General features: G+C 59.1%; 20 protein-coding genes. 18 read left to right on the top strand and 2 right to left on the bottom strand.

All coding sequences use genetic code 11. The features are described from left to right. Window positions 1–42 precede the first annotated feature (42 nt). The 12 genes from KJS55_RS08830 (at window position 43) to aroQ (ending at window position 12,972) form a co-directional block, all read left to right on the top strand. Window positions 43–855 (top strand): sulfite exporter TauE/SafE family protein, encoded by an 813-nt coding sequence (locus KJS55_RS08830; RefSeq protein WP_187031511.1) that lies wholly within the window; start codon window positions 43–45, stop codon window positions 853–855. A gap of 206 nt (window positions 856–1,061) precedes the next feature. Next, the gene (locus KJS55_RS08825; RefSeq protein WP_213543151.1) at window positions 1,062–1,604 is read left to right on the top strand and encodes a stage V sporulation T C-terminal domain-containing protein; all 543 of its coding nucleotides are present in this window, start codon (window positions 1,062–1,064) and stop codon (window positions 1,602–1,604) included. Between the two features lie 252 nt (window positions 1,605–1,856). Further along, window positions 1,857–3,944 (top strand): glutamine synthetase III family protein, encoded by a 2,088-nt coding sequence (locus KJS55_RS08820; protein ID WP_187031507.1) that lies wholly within the window; start codon window positions 1,857–1,859, stop codon window positions 3,942–3,944. A gap of 141 nt (window positions 3,945–4,085) precedes the next feature. Then, the gene (locus tag KJS55_RS08815) at window positions 4,086–4,640 is read left to right on the top strand and encodes a zinc dependent phospholipase C family protein (RefSeq protein WP_187031506.1); all 555 of its coding nucleotides are present in this window, start codon (window positions 4,086–4,088) and stop codon (window positions 4,638–4,640) included. A 309-nt stretch (window positions 4,641–4,949) separates the two neighbouring features. Then, a complete protein-coding gene (gene aroF, locus KJS55_RS08810; protein ID WP_187031504.1) occupies window positions 4,950–5,963 on the top strand; it encodes a 3-deoxy-7-phosphoheptulonate synthase in 1,014 nt (337 codons plus the stop codon). 3 nt (window positions 5,964–5,966) lie between these two features. Continuing rightward, window positions 5,967–6,803: a prephenate dehydrogenase gene (locus KJS55_RS08805; protein ID WP_187031502.1), complete on the top strand. Its 837-nt coding sequence runs from the start codon at window positions 5,967–5,969 to the stop codon at window positions 6,801–6,803. A gap of 12 nt (window positions 6,804–6,815) precedes the next feature. Continuing rightward, window positions 6,816–7,886 carry a 3-dehydroquinate synthase gene (gene aroB, locus KJS55_RS08800; protein ID WP_213543150.1) on the top strand — a complete coding sequence of 357 codons (1,071 nt, stop codon included), beginning with the start codon at window positions 6,816–6,818 and terminating at the stop codon, window positions 7,884–7,886. A gap of 1 nt (window position 7,887) precedes the next feature. Continuing rightward, complete coding sequence (locus tag KJS55_RS08795; protein WP_213543149.1) at window positions 7,888–9,111, top strand: 3-phosphoshikimate 1-carboxyvinyltransferase; 1,224 nt, start codon at window positions 7,888–7,890, stop codon at window positions 9,109–9,111. Then, the gene (gene aroC / locus KJS55_RS08790; RefSeq protein ID WP_187031496.1) at window positions 9,101–10,192 is read left to right on the top strand and encodes a chorismate synthase; all 1,092 of its coding nucleotides are present in this window, start codon (window positions 9,101–9,103) and stop codon (window positions 10,190–10,192) included. Before KJS55_RS08795 ends, aroC begins: the two co-directional genes overlap by 11 nt. Further along, on the top strand, window positions 10,179–11,315 hold the full coding sequence (locus KJS55_RS08785; protein WP_213543148.1) for a bifunctional chorismate mutase/prephenate dehydratase: 1,137 nt from the start codon (window positions 10,179–10,181) through the stop codon (window positions 11,313–11,315). The genes aroC and KJS55_RS08785 overlap by 14 nt, the downstream gene beginning before the upstream one ends. A 3-nt stretch (window positions 11,316–11,318) precedes the next feature. Further along, window positions 11,319–12,563, top strand: coding sequence for a shikimate kinase (locus tag KJS55_RS08780; RefSeq protein ID WP_213543147.1), 1,245 nt, complete (start codon window positions 11,319–11,321; stop codon window positions 12,561–12,563). Further along, window positions 12,544–12,972, top strand: a complete 429-nt coding sequence (aroQ, locus tag KJS55_RS08775) for a type II 3-dehydroquinate dehydratase (RefSeq protein ID WP_213543146.1) — start codon at window positions 12,544–12,546, stop codon at window positions 12,970–12,972. The genes KJS55_RS08780 and aroQ overlap by 20 nt, the downstream gene beginning before the upstream one ends. A 142-nt stretch (window positions 12,973–13,114) precedes the next feature. Here the strand turns inward: aroQ and KJS55_RS08770 are convergent, their stop codons facing one another. After that, window positions 13,115–13,798: a FadR/GntR family transcriptional regulator gene (locus tag KJS55_RS08770; RefSeq protein ID WP_187031488.1), complete on the bottom strand. Its 684-nt coding sequence runs from the start codon at window positions 13,796–13,798 to the stop codon at window positions 13,115–13,117. Between the two features lie 155 nt (window positions 13,799–13,953). Between KJS55_RS08770 and KJS55_RS08765 the strand changes: the two genes are divergently transcribed. The 6 genes from KJS55_RS08765 to KJS55_RS08740 all read left to right on the top strand — a co-directional run bounded on the left by KJS55_RS08765 (window position 13,954) and on the right by KJS55_RS08740 (window position 18,618). Beyond that, complete coding sequence (locus tag KJS55_RS08765) at window positions 13,954–14,634, top strand: P-loop NTPase family protein (RefSeq protein WP_213543145.1); 681 nt, start codon at window positions 13,954–13,956, stop codon at window positions 14,632–14,634. 32 nt (window positions 14,635–14,666) lie between these two features. Continuing rightward, window positions 14,667–14,879, top strand: a complete 213-nt coding sequence (locus KJS55_RS08760) for a 4Fe-4S dicluster domain-containing protein (RefSeq protein ID WP_187031484.1) — start codon at window positions 14,667–14,669, stop codon at window positions 14,877–14,879. A gap of 18 nt (window positions 14,880–14,897) precedes the next feature. After that, on the top strand, window positions 14,898–15,971 hold the full coding sequence (locus tag KJS55_RS08755) for a 3-methyl-2-oxobutanoate dehydrogenase subunit VorB (protein ID WP_187031482.1): 1,074 nt from the start codon (window positions 14,898–14,900) through the stop codon (window positions 15,969–15,971). Between the two features lies 1 nt (window position 15,972). Further along, on the top strand, window positions 15,973–16,722 hold the full coding sequence (locus KJS55_RS08750; protein WP_187031480.1) for a thiamine pyrophosphate-dependent enzyme: 750 nt from the start codon (window positions 15,973–15,975) through the stop codon (window positions 16,720–16,722). A gap of 1 nt (window position 16,723) precedes the next feature. After that, window positions 16,724–17,257, top strand: coding sequence for a 2-oxoacid:ferredoxin oxidoreductase subunit gamma family protein (locus KJS55_RS08745; RefSeq protein ID WP_187031478.1), 534 nt, complete (start codon window positions 16,724–16,726; stop codon window positions 17,255–17,257). Between the two features lie 278 nt (window positions 17,258–17,535). After that, window positions 17,536–18,618 (top strand): branched-chain amino acid aminotransferase, encoded by a 1,083-nt coding sequence (locus tag KJS55_RS08740; protein ID WP_187031476.1) that lies wholly within the window; start codon window positions 17,536–17,538, stop codon window positions 18,616–18,618. Window positions 18,619–18,672: 54 nt separating this feature from the next. On the opposite strand, the gene KJS55_RS08735 is transcribed toward KJS55_RS08740, so the two are convergent. Beyond that, complete coding sequence (locus KJS55_RS08735; RefSeq protein WP_187031475.1) at window positions 18,673–19,110, bottom strand: threonine/serine exporter family protein; 438 nt, start codon at window positions 19,108–19,110, stop codon at window positions 18,673–18,675. Window position 19,111 lies beyond the last annotated feature (1 nt).

The following is a 19,111-nucleotide window of genomic DNA, read 5'->3' as shown; positions in this document are numbered from 1 at the left end:
TACAAAATTTTGCATATTTTTGCAGGCAAGGATTCTTTTGATATGCTTTCTATTTTTACAGAGTTCACCATAAATCAGCTGCCCTTGTGGGCGGTTTTACTGGTTTGTGCCGGTGTGTTCCTGGCCTCATTGATGGATGCCATTGCCGGTGGTGGAGGCATCATCTCCGTTCCCACTTATCTGATCGCCTTTTCCGGCCTGCCCACCTATTATGCCCTGGGCACCAACAAGCTCTCCGCCGGGATCGGAACTATTTTTTCCACGGCACGGTTTATCAAAAACGGCCTTGTGGACTGGCGCCTGGCTGGTCCCGGTGTAGCTGCGGCACTGGTGGGTTCCATGGGTGGTACCTGGCTGCAACTGCGAACGCCGGACATCGTGTTAAGATATCTCCTGCTGGCGGTGCTGCCGGTTGTGGCCTTTGTGGTTTTGCGCGGTCAGGAATGGCCGGACACACCCGGTTCCATCCAACCGTGGCGGCAGGCCTTCCTTGTCTGGGGCGCATCCTTGATCGTGGGTGCCTATGATGGCTACTACGGTCCCGGCACCGGAACCTTTCTCATGATCGCATTCATCCGTCTTGCAAAACTGGATACTCTCCACGCCGCTGGCGCTGCAAAGGCAATCAATCTTGCGTCAAACCTGGGCAGCCTTGTCACCGCCCTGCTTGCAGGCTACGTATCTATCGGCATCGGCCTCATTGCCTCTGCAGCGGCCATACTCGGGCATTATCTGGGCGCGGGCCTGGCAATCAAAAACGGCGGAAAACTGGTTCGGCCCACCGTGATCCTGGTGCTGCTCCTGCTGCTGATCAAGGTGGGCAGCGAGCTTCTGTTTCCTGAATTTTGGAGCTGATCAGTTTTTAAGGTATGTCCCATCCACTCACTTCATTGATAACAGCGCGCCGCGGTCTGAAGCGGCTTTTTCGCCTTTCTCTCTGATACGCCGCCATTTATTTGCCAAACATCTCCACCGCCTATTTCCGGATAAGGTTGAAAATACTGTTGATACTATCTTTTGCCAGAGACCTTTATCAATAAACAAAAAAAGGAGTTTTGAATATGAAGGCAACAGGAATTGTGCGGCGCATTGATGACCTTGGCCGGGTGGTGATTCCCAAGGAAATCCGCCGTACGATGCGGATTCGGGAGGGCGACCCCCTGGAAATCTATACAAGCCGCGACGGAGAAGTGATCTTCAAGAAATACTCCCTTCTGGGCGGCGTGGAGGACTTTGCCAGTCATTTATGTGAGACAATGAGCCGCTCTACCGGCAGCATCTGCGCCGTGACAGACCGCGACACCATCATCGCCGTGGCCGGCGGCGGCAAGCGTGAGCTCTCCGGCAAGCGGATTTCTCCGGAGCTGGAGCAGATCATGGAGAGCCGCCGAATCTATCAGTTTGCCGGAGAGGGACAGGCCCTTCCGGTCTCCGACAGCACGGATAAGCTGGCGGCTACCGTGGCGGCTCCCATTCTGGCGGAGGGTGATCTGCTGGGACTGGTGCTTTTTATCAGCCCCGTCCCCGCGGCAGCCACCGGCGACGCGGAATACAAGCTGGCCCAGACCATCGCGGCCTTCCTCGGCCGCCATATGGAGAGCTGAGCCCCGGGAGAAGGCCTCCCGGGGCTTCTCCCTGTCCATACGTCCTCCTTCATGATTCGGCCCACAATACAGCCTCTCCCGTATCAGGCCGGCCGCAAAGCCGAAGTGTGCCGCCCGGTGCGCAGCCCTGAATTCCGGCAAACTACGCTGAGCCGTGCCCATGCGGCGGGCAATTTTTTATAGGTATCACCTATTGCGTTCCTGAGATTTTATGATAGGATACCAGATAAGACGATAAGGAGGATAACGTGCATGAGCGACACCAAGAAACTCCCCGAGCTCTTCGGGAGCCTGGTTTTCAATGAGGAGACCATGAAGGAGCGGCTCTCTTCCGCGTCCTACAGCGCCTGGAAGAAGAGCGTCACTGATGGAACCTCTCTGGATATCTCCACCGCCAATGAAATTGCCGAAGCTATGAAGCAGTGGGCGGTAGAAAAGGGCGCCACCCATTATACCCATTGGTTTCAGCCCATGACCGGCTTCACCGCGGAAAAGCACGACAGCTTTATCTCTCCCGCCGGCGGCGGTAAAATTATTATGGAATTTTCCGGTAAGGAACTGGTCCGGGGGGAGCCGGACGCCTCCTCCTTTCCCTCGGGCGGACTGCGGGCCACCTTTGAGGCCCGGGGCTACACCGCCTGGGACCCCACCTCTTTCGCCTTTATCAAGGAAGACTCCCTGTGCATCCCCACGGTCTTCTGCTCCTATTCCGGCCACGCCCTGGACAAAAAGACCCCCCTTCTGCGCTCCATGGACGAGGTCAGTCGTCAGGCCGTCCGGATTCTGCGTCTGTTCGGCGACCAGGAAACCAAACGGGTCATCGCCCAGGTGGGACCTGAGCAGGAGTACTTCCTGATCGACAAAACCCTCTATAACCGCCGCAAGGACCTGCGCACCTGCGGCCGGACGCTGTTCGGCGCCAAGCCCCCCCGGGGCCAGGAGCTGGACGACCACTACTATGGCGCCATCAAGCCCCGGGTGGCCGCCTATATGAAGGATCTGGACGAAACCCTGTGGGCCCTGGGTGTGCTCTCCAAGACCAAGCATAATGAAGTCGCCCCCTCCCAGCACGAGATGGCCCCCATCTATACGGATGCCAACACCGCCTGCGACCACAATCAGCTGGTCATGGAGATGATGAAAAAGGTGGCCGACCGCCACGATCTGGTGTGTCTGCTGCATGAAAAGCCCTTTGCCGGTGTCAACGGCTCCGGCAAGCACGATAACTGGTCCCTGGGCACCGATACCGGCCGGAATCTCTTCAAGCCCGGCTCCACTCCCAGTCAGAACGCCCAGTTCCTGCTGTTCCTGGCGGCCTTTATCAAGGGTGTGGACGAGTACCAGGACTTCCTGCGGGCCACGGTGGCCTTCCCCGGAAACGACCACCGGCTGGGCGCTCAGGAGGCGCCGCCGGCCGTGATCTCCATCTTCCTGGGTGACGAGATGAGCGCGGTGGTGGACTCCATCATCCAGGGCACCGAGTACAAGGAGGCCGGCAAGCGGACCCTGGAGATCGGCGTGGACGTGCTGCCCTCCATCCGCCAGGACAACACTGACCGCAACCGCACCTCCCCCATGGCCTTTACCGGCAACAAGTTTGAGTTTCGGATGCTGGGGTCCTCCCAATCCGTCTCCGGTCCCAACATCGCGCTCAATACCATCATGGCGGAGGAGCTCAAGCAGTTTGCCGACGAGCTGGAGAAATCCAAGGATTTTCAGAGCGACCTCCAGAAGCTGATCCGCCGGGTCTTTACGGAGCACCAGCGCATCATATTCAACGGCAACGGTTATGACGACGCCTGGATCGCCGAGGCGGCGCGCCGGGGTCTTTCCAACCTGGCCTCCACGGCCGACGCACTCTCGGTCTACACTGCCAAGAAGAATGTGGACCTCTTTGTCCGGCACGGCATCTACACAAAGGAAGAGGTCAACGCCCGGGCGGAAATTCATATGGAAAACTATGTGACGGTCATTTCCATTGAGGCCAAAACCATGGCGGATATGATCCGGCACGACATTCTGCCTGCCGTCTCCGGCTATGCCGACACGCTCTGCCAGCGTGCCTATCACAAAGATGCCCTGGGGGTCTCCTGCAAATATGAGAACTCCACCGCCAAGGAGCTTGGAAAACTGACCGACGCCCTGTTCTCCGCCTGTGACCGCCTGGAACGGGACATGGAGAAGCTGCCCGCAGATACCAAAAAGGCCATGACTTACTGCCGCGATGTTGTGATTCCCGACATGTCCAAGGCCCGGGAGCTCTCTGACCAGCTGGAAGGCATCACCGCAGCAGATTGCTGGCCCTTCCCCGTATATTCTGAGCTGCTCTTCAGCACCTGATTGCCTGGGCTGCTTGTTCCGCCGTCTTCCAGTGCGGCGGAGCAGCCGCCTTTTTACACAAAGTTTATTTTTTCACGCTTGCAGGGACTCGCACGCGGTGGTATACTTGCGTTGTGATTGAACATTTACCGGAGGTAGCCCATGCAAAAACGCAGCCACAGGCTGCTGGCTTCCGCGTTGCTGCGCAGCCAGCAGGGATTTCACGCCAAACGCTTTGAATTAGCCTTTCTCTTCGGTTCCTTTCAGCCAGACTGCAATCCCCTGACCTATCTAAAGGGCTCCTGGCGGGGCCAAAAGCTTCGGGGGCACAATTTTTCCAACTCTCAGCTCTATATTTATACCCGAATTCATCGCCTCCAGCGGCGGACTCATTGGACGATGTGGCAGTACTATACCCTGGGCAAGCTGACCCACTATCTGGCAGATGCCTTTACTTACCCCCACAACGACCATTTTTCCGACAGCCTGATGGACCACCACCGCTATGAGTCCGACCTGCGGCTTTATCTGGAGGGGTACTTGGCCCAGCAGCAGCTTCGCATGGAGACGGCCCGCCGGGACCTGACAGAGGCCATTGCAGAGCTCCACCGTCAGTATCTCTCTATGGAGAACTCCGGGTTTGGTCTGGACGTCCGTTATATCCTGAAGGCTACCAATTTGCTGGTGGCTGGATGCCTCCCTGCGGCTGCATCCTGACGAAATATACAAAATTCATCTTGTGCTTGTTCAAATTTGGTGAGCATTCACAATATTCATTTTCCCGTCAGCGTGGTATTCTTACTATATCATCACAATGTGAAGAGGATTCTTTTTATGACTGCTTCTGCCCGTACTTTTGCATACCGCTACTTTAGCTTTACCTATTTTTATGGTAAGGCTTATTTCGGTTTGGCTAAAAGTACATGGGCTTGATGCATCGTTTTTAAGAAACTGTTTGTGCATGCGGACCCGTGGCCAGACCGGCCACGGGTCTTTTTTGATTCGTTTGAAGGAGGAGCGCATATCATGATTGTCATTTTGAAGCACAACCCCAACCGCGACCAATTGGAGAGCCTGATTTCCTGGCTTCAGGACAAGGGAATCACCATTCACACCAGCATCGGTGAGGCCAACACCATCTTGGGGTTGGTGGGCGATACCTCCAAGCTGGATATCGACTTGATCTCCGCCCTGGATATCGTGGAGGACGTCAAGCGGGTGCAGGAACCCTATAAGAATGCCAACCGGAAGTTCCACCCGGAGGACACTGTGGTGAAGGTGGGGAACACCCAGATCGGCGGCGGCAGTCTCACCATCATGGCCGGCCCCTGCTCTGTGGAGAGCGAGGAGCAGGTGGTGGCCATCGCCAAGGCTGTCAAGGCCAGCGGCGCCACCATGCTGCGGGGCGGTGCCTTCAAGCCCCGAACCTCCCCCTACTCCTTCCAGGGCCTGGGAGCCACCGGTCTTGAGTACCTGAAAATCGCCCGGCAGGAGACGGGCCTTCCCATCGTGACAGAGCTGATGGACCTGAGCCAGCTGCCCCTTTTCAAGGATGTGGACGTCATTCAGATCGGCGCCCGGAACATGCAGAATTTCGACCTTTTGAAGGCCGTGGGGCACCAGGACAAGCCTGTGATGATCAAGCGCGGCATGTCTGCCACCTATGAGGAGTGGCTGATGAGCGCCGAGTACGTCATGGCCGGTGGCAACGAAAACGTGATCCTCTGCGAACGGGGCATCCGTACCTTTGAGAGCTACACCCGCAACACGCTGGACCTTGCCTGCATCCCCGTGATGCGCCGGCTGACTCACCTGCCCATCATCATCGACCCCAGCCACGCCACCGGCAAAAGCTGGCTGGTGGAGCCGCTTTCCATGGGCGCGGTGGCCACCGGAGCCGATGGCCTCCAGATTGAGGTCCACAACGATCCTGCCCATGCCCTGTGCGATGGGCCCCAGTCCCTTAAGCCGGAGGACTTTGATCCCCTGGCCAAAAAACTCCTGAAGCTCCACGCCGAGCTTCAGTCCCTGGGAGAGTAAGCCATGAGGATTGCAGTTGTCGGCCTGGGCCTTATCGGCGGGTCCATGGCCAAAAGCATTAAGGCCCGCACCGCTCACACCGTGTACGGCGCAGACCTGGACCGGGAGACCTTGACCATGGCCAGGATGTGCGGGGCCATGGATGCGCCTTTGACAGAGGAGAACCTACCCCAGTGCGACCTGGTGCTGGTGGCTATCTGCCCTGGCGCCGCCATCCAATGGGTGACGGATCACGCGGACAAGATCGCCAAGTCCGCCATCCTGGTGGACCTTTGCGGTGTGAAGCGGGTGGTGGTGGAGGCCCTGGCCCCCATCGCCGCAGCCCACGGCTTTGCCTATATCGGCGGCCACCCCATGGCCGGAAAGGAGCGGGGCGGCTTCACCGCCGCCACCGATGATCTCTATGAGGGGGCCTCCATGATCCTGACGCCGGACAAGCGGACGGACATGCAGCTCCTGGAAACCCTGAAGGACTTCTTCCTGGACTTAGGGTTCGCCGGACTTACCTTCTCGGACCCTGCGGAGCATGATCGAATTATCGCCTTTACCTCCCAGCTGGCACACATCACCTCCAGCGCCTACGTGAAATCCCCAGAGGCGCAAAAGCGTCGGGGCTTCTCCGCCGGCAGCTTCCGGGACATGACCCGGGTGGCCCGTCTGGATGAGAACATGTGGACAGAGCTGTTCCTGGACAACACTGACTACCTCACGGCGGAGCTGGACACCCTGATCCACCATCTGACGGAATTCTCTCAAGCCCTGCGGGCCAGGGACCCAGAGCAACTCCGGGCCCTGCTGCGCCAGGGCCGTGAGATGAAGGCCACCGCCGGCGGCAACTAAAGGAGCGATATCATGTCCGAATCCATCCAAACAATTCCCGTTGGCACCTCGCCTGCCTACGCCGTGTCCATTGGTCCCGGTCTGCTGTCTCAGTGCGGGCAGCGGCTGTGGGAGGTGCTGGGCCGGTGCCGCATCGCTGTGATCACCGACGACACCGTGGCTCCGCTTTATTTGGACGCGGTTTCCGAGAGCCTCCGGAGCGCGGGGGTTTCGGTCAGCAGCTATATCTTCCCCGCAGGGGAGTGCAGCAAAACTCTCGCCACCCTTTCCGACATTCTGGAGTTTCTCGCGGGAGAACACCTCACCCGCACCGACTGCGTGGCGGCCCTGGGAGGCGGCGTGGTGGGCGACATGGCAGGCTTTGCCGCAGGAGTCTACCTCCGGGGCATCCGCTGTGTCCAGCTTCCCACCACCCTGCTCTCGGCCGTGGATTCCTCGGTGGGCGGAAAAACCGCCATCGATCTCCGAGCCGGAAAGAACCTGGCCGGCGTCTTTCTCCAGCCCGCCGCAGTCCTCTGTGACACTGACTGCCTGCGCACTCTCCCACCCGCCATCTTTGCCGATGGCGCCGCGGAGGCCATCAAGACCGGCATCCTCTGTGATGAAAGCCTGTTCTCCCTCTTTGAGGACGGCACTCTGACCGCCGCTCCAGCGGAGGTCATCGCCCGGTGTGTTGGGTATAAAGCTGGGGTTGTGGAACGCGACGAGAAGGAGCAGGGTGAGCGTCGCCTTTTGAATCTGGGTCACACGGTGGGACACGCCATTGAGAAGTGCAGCGGCTACCGCCTCTCCCACGGCCACGCGGTGGCGGCAGGACTCTCCATCATCGCCCGCTCTGCTGAGGCTTTGGGCTGGACGGAAGAACCCATCGCCGCCCGAATCGCTGCCTGCCTTGCCAAAAACGGCCTGCCCACCGGCACGGAATACCCGCCGGAAGCCCTGGCAGAGGCGGCTCTGGCCGACAAAAAGCGCTCAGGGGATTCCATCACCGTGGTGATTCCCCGGCGCATCGGGGCCTGTGAGTTGAAAAAGCTCCCGGTCCGTGAGCTGCAGGCACTGATTGCTGCCGGATGGGGGGGCTGAGATGGACATTCAGATTACGCCCGCAAAGCTCTACGGCGCGGTGACGCCGCCGCCCAGCAAATCAATGGCCCACCGGCTCATCATTGCCGCCGCGCTGGCGGATGGGGTCAGCACGCTGGAAAATATTGTTCCTTCTCAGGATATTGAGGCCACGCTGCGCTGCATGACGGTCCTGGGTGCCCGCTGGGAGGCTCCGAAGCCCGGAACCATCCGCGTGCATGGCATAGGGAGGGGCCATACGTTTGTCGATCTGCCCCGTTTTGACTGCGGGGAATCTGGCTCCACGCTCCGCTTTCTCATTCCCATCGCCCTGGCGGTGGCGGGGGGCGGTGTGTTCACCGGCCACGGCCGGCTGATGGAACGTCCCCAGGGGCCCTACGCGGACCTATTCCGGGAGCAGGGAATCTCTTGGGAACAGCGTGATGGCGTTCTCACCGTTCAGGGCCGGCTGTCGCCGGGGGAGTACCTGCTTCCGGGTAACGTGTCCAGTCAGTTTTTCACCGGACTGCTATTTGCCCTGCCGCTGCTGGACGCTCCTTCCGCTGTCCTAAGCTCCACGGAGATCGAGTCCCGGGAGTACATCACCATGACGATGGAGGCCATGCGCCAGGCGGGGATCTCGGTGGCGGAAAAACCCGGCCTGCGGGGCTTTGAAGTCCTTCCCGCCGCCTACTGCCCCTTCGCAGGGGCTGTGGAGGCGGACTGGTCTCAGGCAGCCTTTTGGTATGCCGCTAATTTTCTTGGCAGCCCTGTGGAGATTCAGGGACTCAACCCCCTTTCTGCCCAGGGAGACCTGGCTGTTGCCAGCCTCTATTGGCGGCTGGCCCGCCCGGGGGACCGGGAGATCGACGTCTCCGGCTGCCCGGACCTGCTGCCGCCGCTGGCAGTCATGGCGGCGGTCCGGCAGGGTACCGTCCGCTTTGTCCATGCCGCACGGCTGCGCCTAAAGGAGAGCGACCGTCTCCAGACCACCGCCGCTATGCTCCAGGCTCTAGGCGGCACTGTGGAGGAGGGCGCCGACAGCCTCACCGTGCAGGGGCAGCCACAGCTCCTCGGCGGCACTGTGGACGGTGCCAATGACCACCGCATCGTCATGGCGGCGGCGGTTGCCGCCACAGCCTGTGCCGGCTCTGTCACCGTCCTGGGCGCGGAGGCCGTCCATAAATCCTATCCTGATTTCTTTACCGTCTATCAAGCTCTGGGAGGTGCGTTTCATGTCCTCTGAATTCGGAAAACTGCTGCGCATTTCTGTCTTCGGTCAGTCCCACGGCAGGGCCATCGGCGTGAATATCGACGGCCTGCCCGCCGGGGAGTCCATCGACCTGCAGGAACTGGACGCCTTTTTGGACCGGCGGAAGCCGGGAAAGAGTCCTCTCTCCACCACCCGGAAGGAATCGGACGCGCCCATCTTTCTCTCAGGGCTTGAGCATGGCGTCACCTGCGGTGCGCCGCTGTGCGCCATCATCGAAAACAGCGACCAGCACTCCTCAGATTACCAAGAGCTTCAGGATAAGCCTCGGCCCGGCCATGCGGATTACACCGCCTACATCAAATGGGACGGCCACGCGGACATGCGCGGCGGTGGACATTTCTCCGGAAGGCTCACGGCGCCTCTTTGTATCGCAGGCGGCATTGCCAAACAGATTCTCTCAAGACACGGCGTCCATGTGGGGGCTCACCTGGCCTCCGTGGGAGATGTGGAGGACCTCCCCTTTCCCCTGCGCCCTGACCGGTCGCTCTTCGACGCCGTGGCCGCGAAGCCCTTTCCCGTTCTGGACGACGCTGCGGGAGAGCGGATGCAGGCACTCATTCTGGAGGCTCGCCAGCATCTGGACTCCGTGGGCGGCGTGATTGAGTGCGCCGCTGTGGGGGTGCCCGCCGGGCTGGGAGCGCCCATGTTTGAGGGGCTTGAAAACCGTCTGGCTGCGGCGCTTTTCGGCATTCCCGCCGTGAAGGGCGTGGAGTTCGGCGCCGGCTTTGCCGCCGCCAGATCCCGCGGTTCTCAAAATAACGACGCCTTTGCGGTGGAGGATGGCGAGATTGTCACCTGCACCAACCATGCCGGCGGCATTTTGGGCGGTATCTCCACCGGGATGCCCATCATCCTGCGGACAGCCATCAAACCCACGCCGTCCATTTCGCAGCCCCAGCAGACCGTAAGTCTCCGCGCCCGTGAGGACGCAGAGCTGGTTGTCCGGGGCCGCCACGACCCTTGTATTGCCCACCGGGCGGTTCCGGTGGTGGAGGCGGTGACAGCTGCCGTTCTCTTAGATTTACTATTGGAGGGACATCATGGAACTTTCTGACATTCGCGCGAAAATTGACACGGTGGACGACCAGCTTTTGAACCTGTTTTTAGAGCGGATGCGCCTTTCTGAAGAGGTCGCCGCTTATAAAAACGAGCATCACCTGCCCATTCTCAACAAGCAGCGGGAACGGGAGATTTTGGCCAAGGTCACGGAACAGGCCGGGGACAAGGAACGCTATGCCTACCACCTCTTCTCCACGCTTTTTGAATTGGCCCGATCCCGTCAGGCGGAGCTGATCAATGCCCCCACTCAGGTGGCCGCCCAGGTGCGACAGTCTCTCGCTGCCGGCGGAGAGGTCTTTCCCCAGACGGGCCTTGTTGCCTGCCAGGGCGTGGAGGGCGCCTATTCCCAGGTAGCCTGCGACCGCCTGCTGCCCCGGGGCAAAATTGTCTATGTCAAGAGCTTTGAGGCGGTGTTCTCCGCTGTGGAATCCGGTCTTTGCAAATTCGGCGTGGTGCCCATTGAAAACAGCTCCAACGGCTCCGTCCGCGCGGTCTACGATCTGGTACAGCGCAAGAACTTCTCCATCGTCCGCTCCACCCGCCTGTGTATCCATCACGAGCTGCTGGTACAGCCCGGCGTAAAGCTCACGGATATCACCGAGATCTATTCCCATGAGCAGGCCATTGGCCAGTGCAGCAAATTCCTGAGCGAGCTGAACGGGGTGCGGGTCATCCCCTGCGCCAATACCGCCGTCGCCGCCCAAATGGTGGCCGAGAGCGGCAGCCGCCACGCCGCCGCCATCTCCTCCCACGCCTGCGCCGCGCTGTACGGTCTGGAGTGCATCCATGACGCCATCCAGGACAGTGACAACAACTATACCCGCTTCATCTGCATCTCTAAGGAGCCGGTCATTTACCCCGGCGCCAACCGGATCTCCCTGGTCATCGCCTTTGAAAACAAGCCCGGCGCCCTGTACGAGATTCTCTCCAAGCTGGCGGCGCTGGACATCAACATGACCAAGCTGGAATCCTGTCCCGTGGTGGGCAGCGACTTTGATTTCGTTTTCTTCCTGGAGCTGGACGCCTCTGTCCAGGACCCCAGCGTTCTGGCCATGTTGGAGGAGATGGAGCGCAGCTGCGCCAAGTTTCAGTTCCTGGGCAACTACGCGGAAGTCTGAGCCATGGCAGAGCGGATATATGGCCTCTTAGGCCGGAGGCTGGGCCACAGCTGGTCCGTTCCTATTCACACCGCTCTGGGCTGCGGCGGCTACCGGCTGATTGAGCTGGAACCGGAGTCGCTGGCCCCCTTCCTCCGCCGGGAGGACATCGGCGCCCTGAACGTCACCATCCCCTACAAGCGGGATGTGATTCCCCTTTGCGACGTGGTGGACGAGGCGGCAGCGTCCATCGGCAGCGTCAACACCATTGTCAGGCGGCCGGACGGCCGGCTGTACGGCTATAACACGGACATCGACGGCTTTTTGTACATGGCCAGGAGGGCCGGCACCCGCTTTGCCGGGAAAAAGGCTGTCATCCTAGGCAGCGGAGGCGCGTCTTTGACAGCGCAGGCCGCACTCCGGCAGGAGGGCGCCCAGGAGATCGCGGTGATCTCCCGCTCCGGTCCGGACAACTACGAAACTCTCAGCCGTCACGCTGACGCTGACCTTGTCATCAACACCACACCCGTCGGGATGTATCCCGGCAACGGCGCGGCCCCGGCAGACCTGACGGCCTTTCCCCGCTGCTCCGGCGTACTGGATGTCATCTATAACCCCCGCCGCACCGCTCTGCTGCTGCAGGCACAGGCGCTGGGGATTCCCTGTTCCGATGGGCTTCCCATGCTGGTGGCCCAAGCTGTCAAGGCGGAGGAGCACTTTTTTGACCGCCCCATCCCTCTAAGCGAACATGAGCGGATTTTGTCCCAGCTTCGCCGTGAGACAACCAATCTGGTTCTGATCGGGATGCCGGGCTGCGGCAAAACCGCGGTGGGCATGGCTCTGGCAGAGCTGACCGGCCGAAAGGCCATTGACATTGACGCCCAAGTGGAATCTCGCGCCGGCTGCTCCATTCCCGAACTCTTTGCCCGGGGCGGCGAGGCCGCATTCCGCGCCTTGGAGCGAGAGGCCACTGCTGAGGCCGGAAAGCTCTCCGGCAGCATCATCCTCACCGGCGGCGGTGTTGTGAAGGATGCCCGCAATGACGCCTCCTTGCGGCAAAACGGACGAGTCTATCATTTGGTGCGGGACCTGTCGCTGCTGGCAACGAACGGCCGCCCCCTGTCCCAGGGCGCGGATCTGGCCGCTATGTGGAGGGAACGAGAGCCTCTGTATGCCCGGTGCCGGGATGCAGTGGCAGACAACAGCGGCACCATCGCGGAGACCGCCGCTTGGATATGGAGGGATTTTTGTGAACATTCTGGTGATTAATGGCCCCAACATGAACATGCTGGGCATCCGGCAGCCGGAGATTTACGGTCATGAGACCTATGAGGACCTTAAGTCCATGATCCAGCGGGAGGCGGATGCTCTAGGCGTCCAGGTCTCCTTCTTCCAGTCCAATCATGAAGGCGCCCTGGTGGACGCTATCCAGCAGGCCTATTTTGACCAGATGGATGGCATCATCATCAATCCTGCGGCTTACACCCATACCAGTGTGGCTCTGCTGGACGCGGTAAAAGCCGTGGGCATTCCCACGGTGGAGGTCCACGTGTCCGACCCGGACAGCCGAGAGGAGTTCCGGCATACCTCCTATCTCCGCGACGCTTGTGTGGGGACCATCCGCGGCCATGGCTTTGCTGGTTATTTAGAGGCTCTGCGGCTGCTGTGTGACAAATAGAGGGGAGCCGCCCGCCCATGACCACAGGTAAGGAGTCCCCCGCTGACAACTGTCAGCGGGGGACTCCTTACCTCATTTCAGTGCGGCGCAAACGCACCTCAACTCCAATTCGGTGTAACAGATTCTGTCTGAACGCACCCTATTACTCCTGTAAAGCATTGATCAGATGCTTCATATGAATGGTCATCGCATGGCGGGCGCCCTCTTCATCCCGCCGCAGCAGGAACTCCAGGATCAGCTTGTTGTCTCTGATCGCCGTCTCCTCCATGCGCTGGCGGTTTTGAGCCAGCTGCATCAGGTCATTGACGGCATTATTGATGATCGGATACAGCCTCCGCATATACTCGTTGTGGGATGCCCGGATGATTGCCCAGTGAAATTCCTGATCCGCCAACGGCCAGTCCCCGCCGGCCGCGGCGATCTGCTCCATCCGCTCCGCCTTTTTCTGAATCTGCTGCAACTCCTCCATGCTGGCGCGCTGGCACGCCAGCGCCACCGTAGCCGGCTCAAAAATCAGACGCATCTCAAAAAGGTCCCTGGCCCGCTCTCTGGCACGCAGACCGGTTAGGCTGCTCAAATCCATGCCTGCGGCCGGCAGCTCTTCTGCGACAAAGGTGCCCTTGCCCCGCCGGATCTCCAGCACACCTTGGGCAACCAGGAAGGAAATCGCCTCCCGCAGGGTAGTGCGGCTGACCTCCAAAGCCTTGCTCAATTCATTTTCATTGGGTAGCTTGCTGCCCGGCGCATACCGCGCCTCTTCTACAATCATCTCATACATGCGGTCGGATGTCTGCTCCGACAGCTTTGCTCGTTTTCTCTCTGCCATGCCCTACTCCCCCAGTTCCTTACAATCATTTAACAATATAACCAATTTGTCGGAAAAAAGCAATGGTCCTATTGACAGCATATGAACTTTCGTGTACAATGACATCATACAATACACATAGAAATAATACAATATTTCTTTGAGGAGGTCAAATATTGATTGCCACATCTTTCTGCCCGCACCGCATTTCCATCATCACCGGACACTACGGCACAGGGAAAACCGAATTTGCCGTGAATCTTGCAATGGCGATGGCGGCGGAGGGCCAGCCAGTGATGATGGCGGACCTGGATATTGTAAATCCTTATTTTCGCTCCCGTGAGCGCCGGACCATGCTGGAACAGGCTGGAGTGCAGCTCATTTCTTCTTCACAGGCCTGTTCAGATGCGGATGTTCCCTCTTTGCCGGCAGAACTGCTGGCTATTTTTGAGAACCGGGACATCCGCGGCATTTTGGACATCGGCGGTGATCCTGTGGGGGCCCGGGTCCTGGCCCGGTTCCGTCCCAAGCTGCTGCAGGAGGATCACCAGCTCATCTATGTGCTCAATGCCAACCGGCCGGAAGTGCGGGACGTGGAGAGCGCCATAACCTATCTCCGGGGGATTGAAGCCACGATTGGCCTCACCTGCACCGGCATTGTAAACAATACCCACCTCTGCGGAGAGACTACAGCGGAAGAAATCCGCAAGGGTGCGGCATTGGCGGCCGCTGTTTCCAGGGAAACTGCCATTCCTGTTCTCTGCCACGTGGCGGAGGAGCGGTTTGCCAGCCAGCTAACTGACCTGTCGGAACCTGTATTTCCGATTACTGTCAAAATGAAAAAGCCGTGGGAGTAATCACGGCAGAGGGGAAAGGAGGACCACTTATCATGTCTGCAAAAGTAACCTTCAACACGGATCGCTGCAAGGGCTGTGAGCTGTGCACCACGGTGTGTCCCAAGCACATCGTCGTCATGGACGCCAATGTTGTCAACCACAAGGGCTATCACCCTGCCACGGTCAAGGAAATGGAGCTTTGCATCGGCTGCGCCAGCTGCGCGAGAATCTGCCCTGATTCCGTCATCACTGTAGAAAAATTCTGAAAAAGGAGGTTATCTGTCATGTCTAAAGAATTATGGAAAGGCAATGAGGCAATCGCTGAGGCCGCGATCCGCGCTGGCTGCGACTGCTATTTCGGTTATCCCATCACCCCGCAGAGCGAAGTCCCCGAGTACATGTCCTCTCATATGCCCAAAGCCGGCCGCGTGTTTGTACAGGCTGAGTCTGAGCTGGCCGCTATCAACATGGTATACGGCGCCGGCGGTTCCGGCATGCGTGCGATGACCTCCTCCTCTTCTCCGGGCATCAGCCTCAAGCAGGAGGGCATCTCCTATCTGATCGGCTCTGAGATTCCGGCCGTGATTGTCAACTGCATGCGCGGCGGCCCGGGCCTTGGTACCATCCAGCCCGGTCAGAGCGATTACTACCAGGCCACCCGCGGCGGCGGCAACGGCGACTACCGCACCGTGGTGCTCTCCCCCTCCAATATTCAGGAGGCGGTGGACTTTGTCCAGGAGGCCTTTGATATTGCAGACCAGTACCGCAACCCCTGCATGGTGGTGATGGACGGTCTGATCGGCCAGATGATGGAGCCCATTGAGTGGCGTGATATCCCCAAGCGCAATCTGCCCTCTAAGGACAGCTGGGCTACCACCGGCCTCAAGGGCCGGACGGAGCACAATACACTGAACTCTCTGTACATCGACCCCGAGTCCTGCGACAAACATAACGAGCACCTGGCCGCCAAATTTGCTGAGATGGAAAAGAATGAGGTCCGCTGGGAGGAGGTTCAGTGTGATGATGCCGAGCTGGTCATCACCGCTTATGGAACCCCTGCCCGGATTGCCCTGACCGCCATTGATATGCTGCGTGCCGAGGGAATCAAGGTGGGATTGTTCCGCCCCATCACCCTGTGGCCCTTCCCCGAAAAGGCGCTGCGCGAGCTGACCTGGGCGGATCACGTAAAGGCTGTTCTGGATGTGGAGATGAGTTCCACCGGTCAAATGATCGACGATGTTCGTCTGGCTGTGGAGGGCCACAAGCCCATCTCCTATACCGGTCGCGCCGGCGGCGTGATTCCCACTGTGGAAGAGATCATTGAAGCGGCCAAGAAGGCCTTGAAGGAGGTCAAGTAACATGGCAATCGTATACGAGAAGTCTAAGGGTTTGACAGACGTTGAAACCCATTACTGCCCGGGCTGCCACCATGGCATCATTCACAAACTGGTAGCCGAGAGCCTGGTGGAGCTGGGACTGCTGGACGAGGCCATCGGCGTGTGCCCGGTGGGCTGCTCTGTCTTTGCCTTCAAGTATTTCGCCTGTGACATGCAGGAGGCCGCCCACGGCCGCGCCCCTGCCGTGGCCACCGGCATCAAGCGCACCCATCCCACGCAGGCTGTCTTTACCTATCAGGGTGACGGAGACCTGGCCTCTATCGGCGCAGGTGAAATTGTCCATGCTGCCATGCGCGGCGAGAAGTTCACCACCATCTTTGTCAACAATGCCATTTACGGCATGACCGGCGGCCAGATGGCCCCCACCACCCTGATCGGGCAGAAGGCCACCACCTGCCAGAGCGGACGCACCAAGGAGCAGGCTGGTATGCCGATCCGTGTCTCTGAAATGCTCTCCACACTGGATGGCTGTGTATATGCCGAGCGGGTCTGCGTCACGGACATTGCCAACATCAACAAGGCCAAGCGGGCTATTAAGAAGGCCTTCGAAAAGCAGATGGCGGGCGAGGGCTTCACCTTCGTCGAGGTGCTCTCCACCTGCCCCACCAACTGGGGTATGACGCCGCTGAAGGCCAACGAGTGGCTGAAGGACAACATGATTCCCTACTATCCCCTGGGTGTCATTAAGGACAGCAGCGCGGAGGTGCAGTAAGATGAAAAAAGAAATCATCATTTCCGGCTTCGGCGGCCAGGGCGGCCTGGCCATTGGCAAGAATCTGGCAGAGGCCGGCATGGCTGAAGGTCTCTTCGTCACTTGGGCTCCCTCCTATGGTCCTGAAATGCGCGGCGGCACTGCCAACTGCTCTGTGGTCCTCTCCGACAAACCTGTTGGCTCTCCGGTATTCAACACCTCCAGTGAGCTGATCGCGCTCAACGAGCCCTCCTTGGAGAAGTTCGAGTCCGGCGTGCTCCCCGGCGGCTGCGTGTTTGTCAACAGCGACGTGGTTACAGATAAGGTACATCGCACAGATCTGACCGCCTACTATATTCCCTGCGGCCAGATCGCTGACGAGGTCGGCAACAGCAAAGTCAGCAACATGGTCATGTTGGGCGCTTATGTGGCCGCTACCAAGATTCTCAAGCCCGAGACCATCGAAACCATGATCCACGAAATGTTCACGGGCTCCAAGGCAAAATTCGTTCCTCTCAACATTGAGGCTTTCAAGCGCGGCATGGCCTGCGTCTGATCACAATGCATAGAACCCAGTCTTACCAAAGCATGGGCGGGTCGGGATTTTTCCGGCCCGCCCTCTCTCCTTTTCGAGTGATTCTGTGCATTTTGCCGCTTGACTTTACCACATTAAAGGCGTATAACAATACATTAAGATAGGCGGATTGTTCTGCATGCTGGACACGCCGTACAAGCTGGGCTTTCGTCTCTCTTGCCGTTGCGGGAGTGCGCGAAGGTCCCTTTTCATATTCCCGGGAGGGCCTCTAAAATCAAACGATAAGGAGCGCATCAAACATGTTGGATATCAAGATTGAAAAAGCCACCAACCTCAAAGCCAAAACCCCTGACGATCAGCTGGGCTTCGGCCGTATTTTTACCGACCATATGTTCATCATGGACTATGACGCGGGCCAGGGCTGGCACGACGCCCGCATTGTCCCTTATGGCCCTATCTCTCTGGACCCCTCCTCTGTGGTGTTTCACTACGCGCAGGAGTGTTTTGAAGGCCTGAAGGCCTACCGCACTGCGGAAAATAAGATTCAGCTGTTCCGCCCTGACTGCAATGCCCGCCGTATGAACAACACCCACGCCCGCCTCTGCATCCCCGAAATTCCGGTGGAGGACTTTATCCAGGCCATTAAAACCCTGGTGGAAGTGGAGAAAGACTGGGTCCCTCATTCCGAGGGTTCCTCCCTCTACATCCGTCCCTTTACCATCGCAACCATGGCACAGCTGGGTGTGCATGCCTCTACCCAATATAAATTTATGGTCATCTGCTCCCCCTCCGGCGCCTATTACAAGGAAGGGCTGGCGCCTGTCAAAATTTATGTGGAGGACACCTATGTCCGCGCCTGCCCTGGCGGAACTGGCTTTACAAAATGCGGCGGCAACTATGCAGTAAGCCTCTTAGCCGGCGAGAAGGCCGAGAAGAAGGGCTACAGTCAGGTGCTGTGGTTGGACAGCCAGGAGCGCAAATACGTGGAAGAAGTGGGCGCCATGAACATCTTCTTCAAAATTGACGGCAAGGTTTACACCGCCAATGCAGAGGAGCAGGACGGCACCGTTTTGCCCGGCGTCACCCGTCGCTCCATCATCGAGCTGCTGCGGGACTGGGGCTATGAGGTCGTGGAGGGAAAGCTGGCCATCGACACCGTGATGGCCGCCGCCAAGGAGGGAAAGCTGGAGGAGGTTTTCGGCTCCGGCACGGCCGCGGTGGTCTCTCCTGTCAAGCAGTTGGATTATGAGGATCAATCCGCCTTCATCAACAACGGTGAGATCGGTCCCCTGACCCAGAAGCTCTATGATACTATGACCGGCATGCAGTGGGGCAAGCTCCCTGATACTAAGGGCTGGATTCTTCCCGTGTGCCAGGGCTGAGATCAAACAACGAACAAGGGCTGGCCCCAGATGGGGCCGGCCCTTGTTTCCAACTCAATGCCGGGCGCTCTTTTGCGCCATCAAAATCCGTGTGACAGCGGAGACCAATGAACTCCCCACTGCAATAGCGCCGGCAGAGGCCACGGTTTCCAGCCCGAATCGGGCGAACATCGCCATGTCGCCGTTCACCAGTGCCTCCATGGTGTAATAGATGCCCCCGCCCGGCACCAGTGGAATGATGCCGATAATCAGGAGTACTGTGGCCGGCGTTTTCAGTACCCGCGCAAAGATTTCCGCCAGGGTCGCCGTAACAATGGTAGCCAGCACCAGCTGGGAAATCCCTCCCATATCGGAGAGCAGCAGGCACACTGCTCTTGCCACCATGCCGATCCCGGCGGCACAGAGGATGAATTTCCACCGGCGCATCTCAAAAATAAAGCAGAATGCTCCGCATCCCACAAACGCGTACAGACAGGTCATCCAATCTTCCATA

This window comes from Pusillibacter faecalis (assembly GCF_018408705.1).
GTDB classification, from domain to species: Bacteria; Bacillota; Clostridia; order Oscillospirales; family Oscillospiraceae; genus Oscillibacter; species Oscillibacter faecalis.
This window is presented reverse-complemented; position numbering and strand designations above follow the sequence as displayed.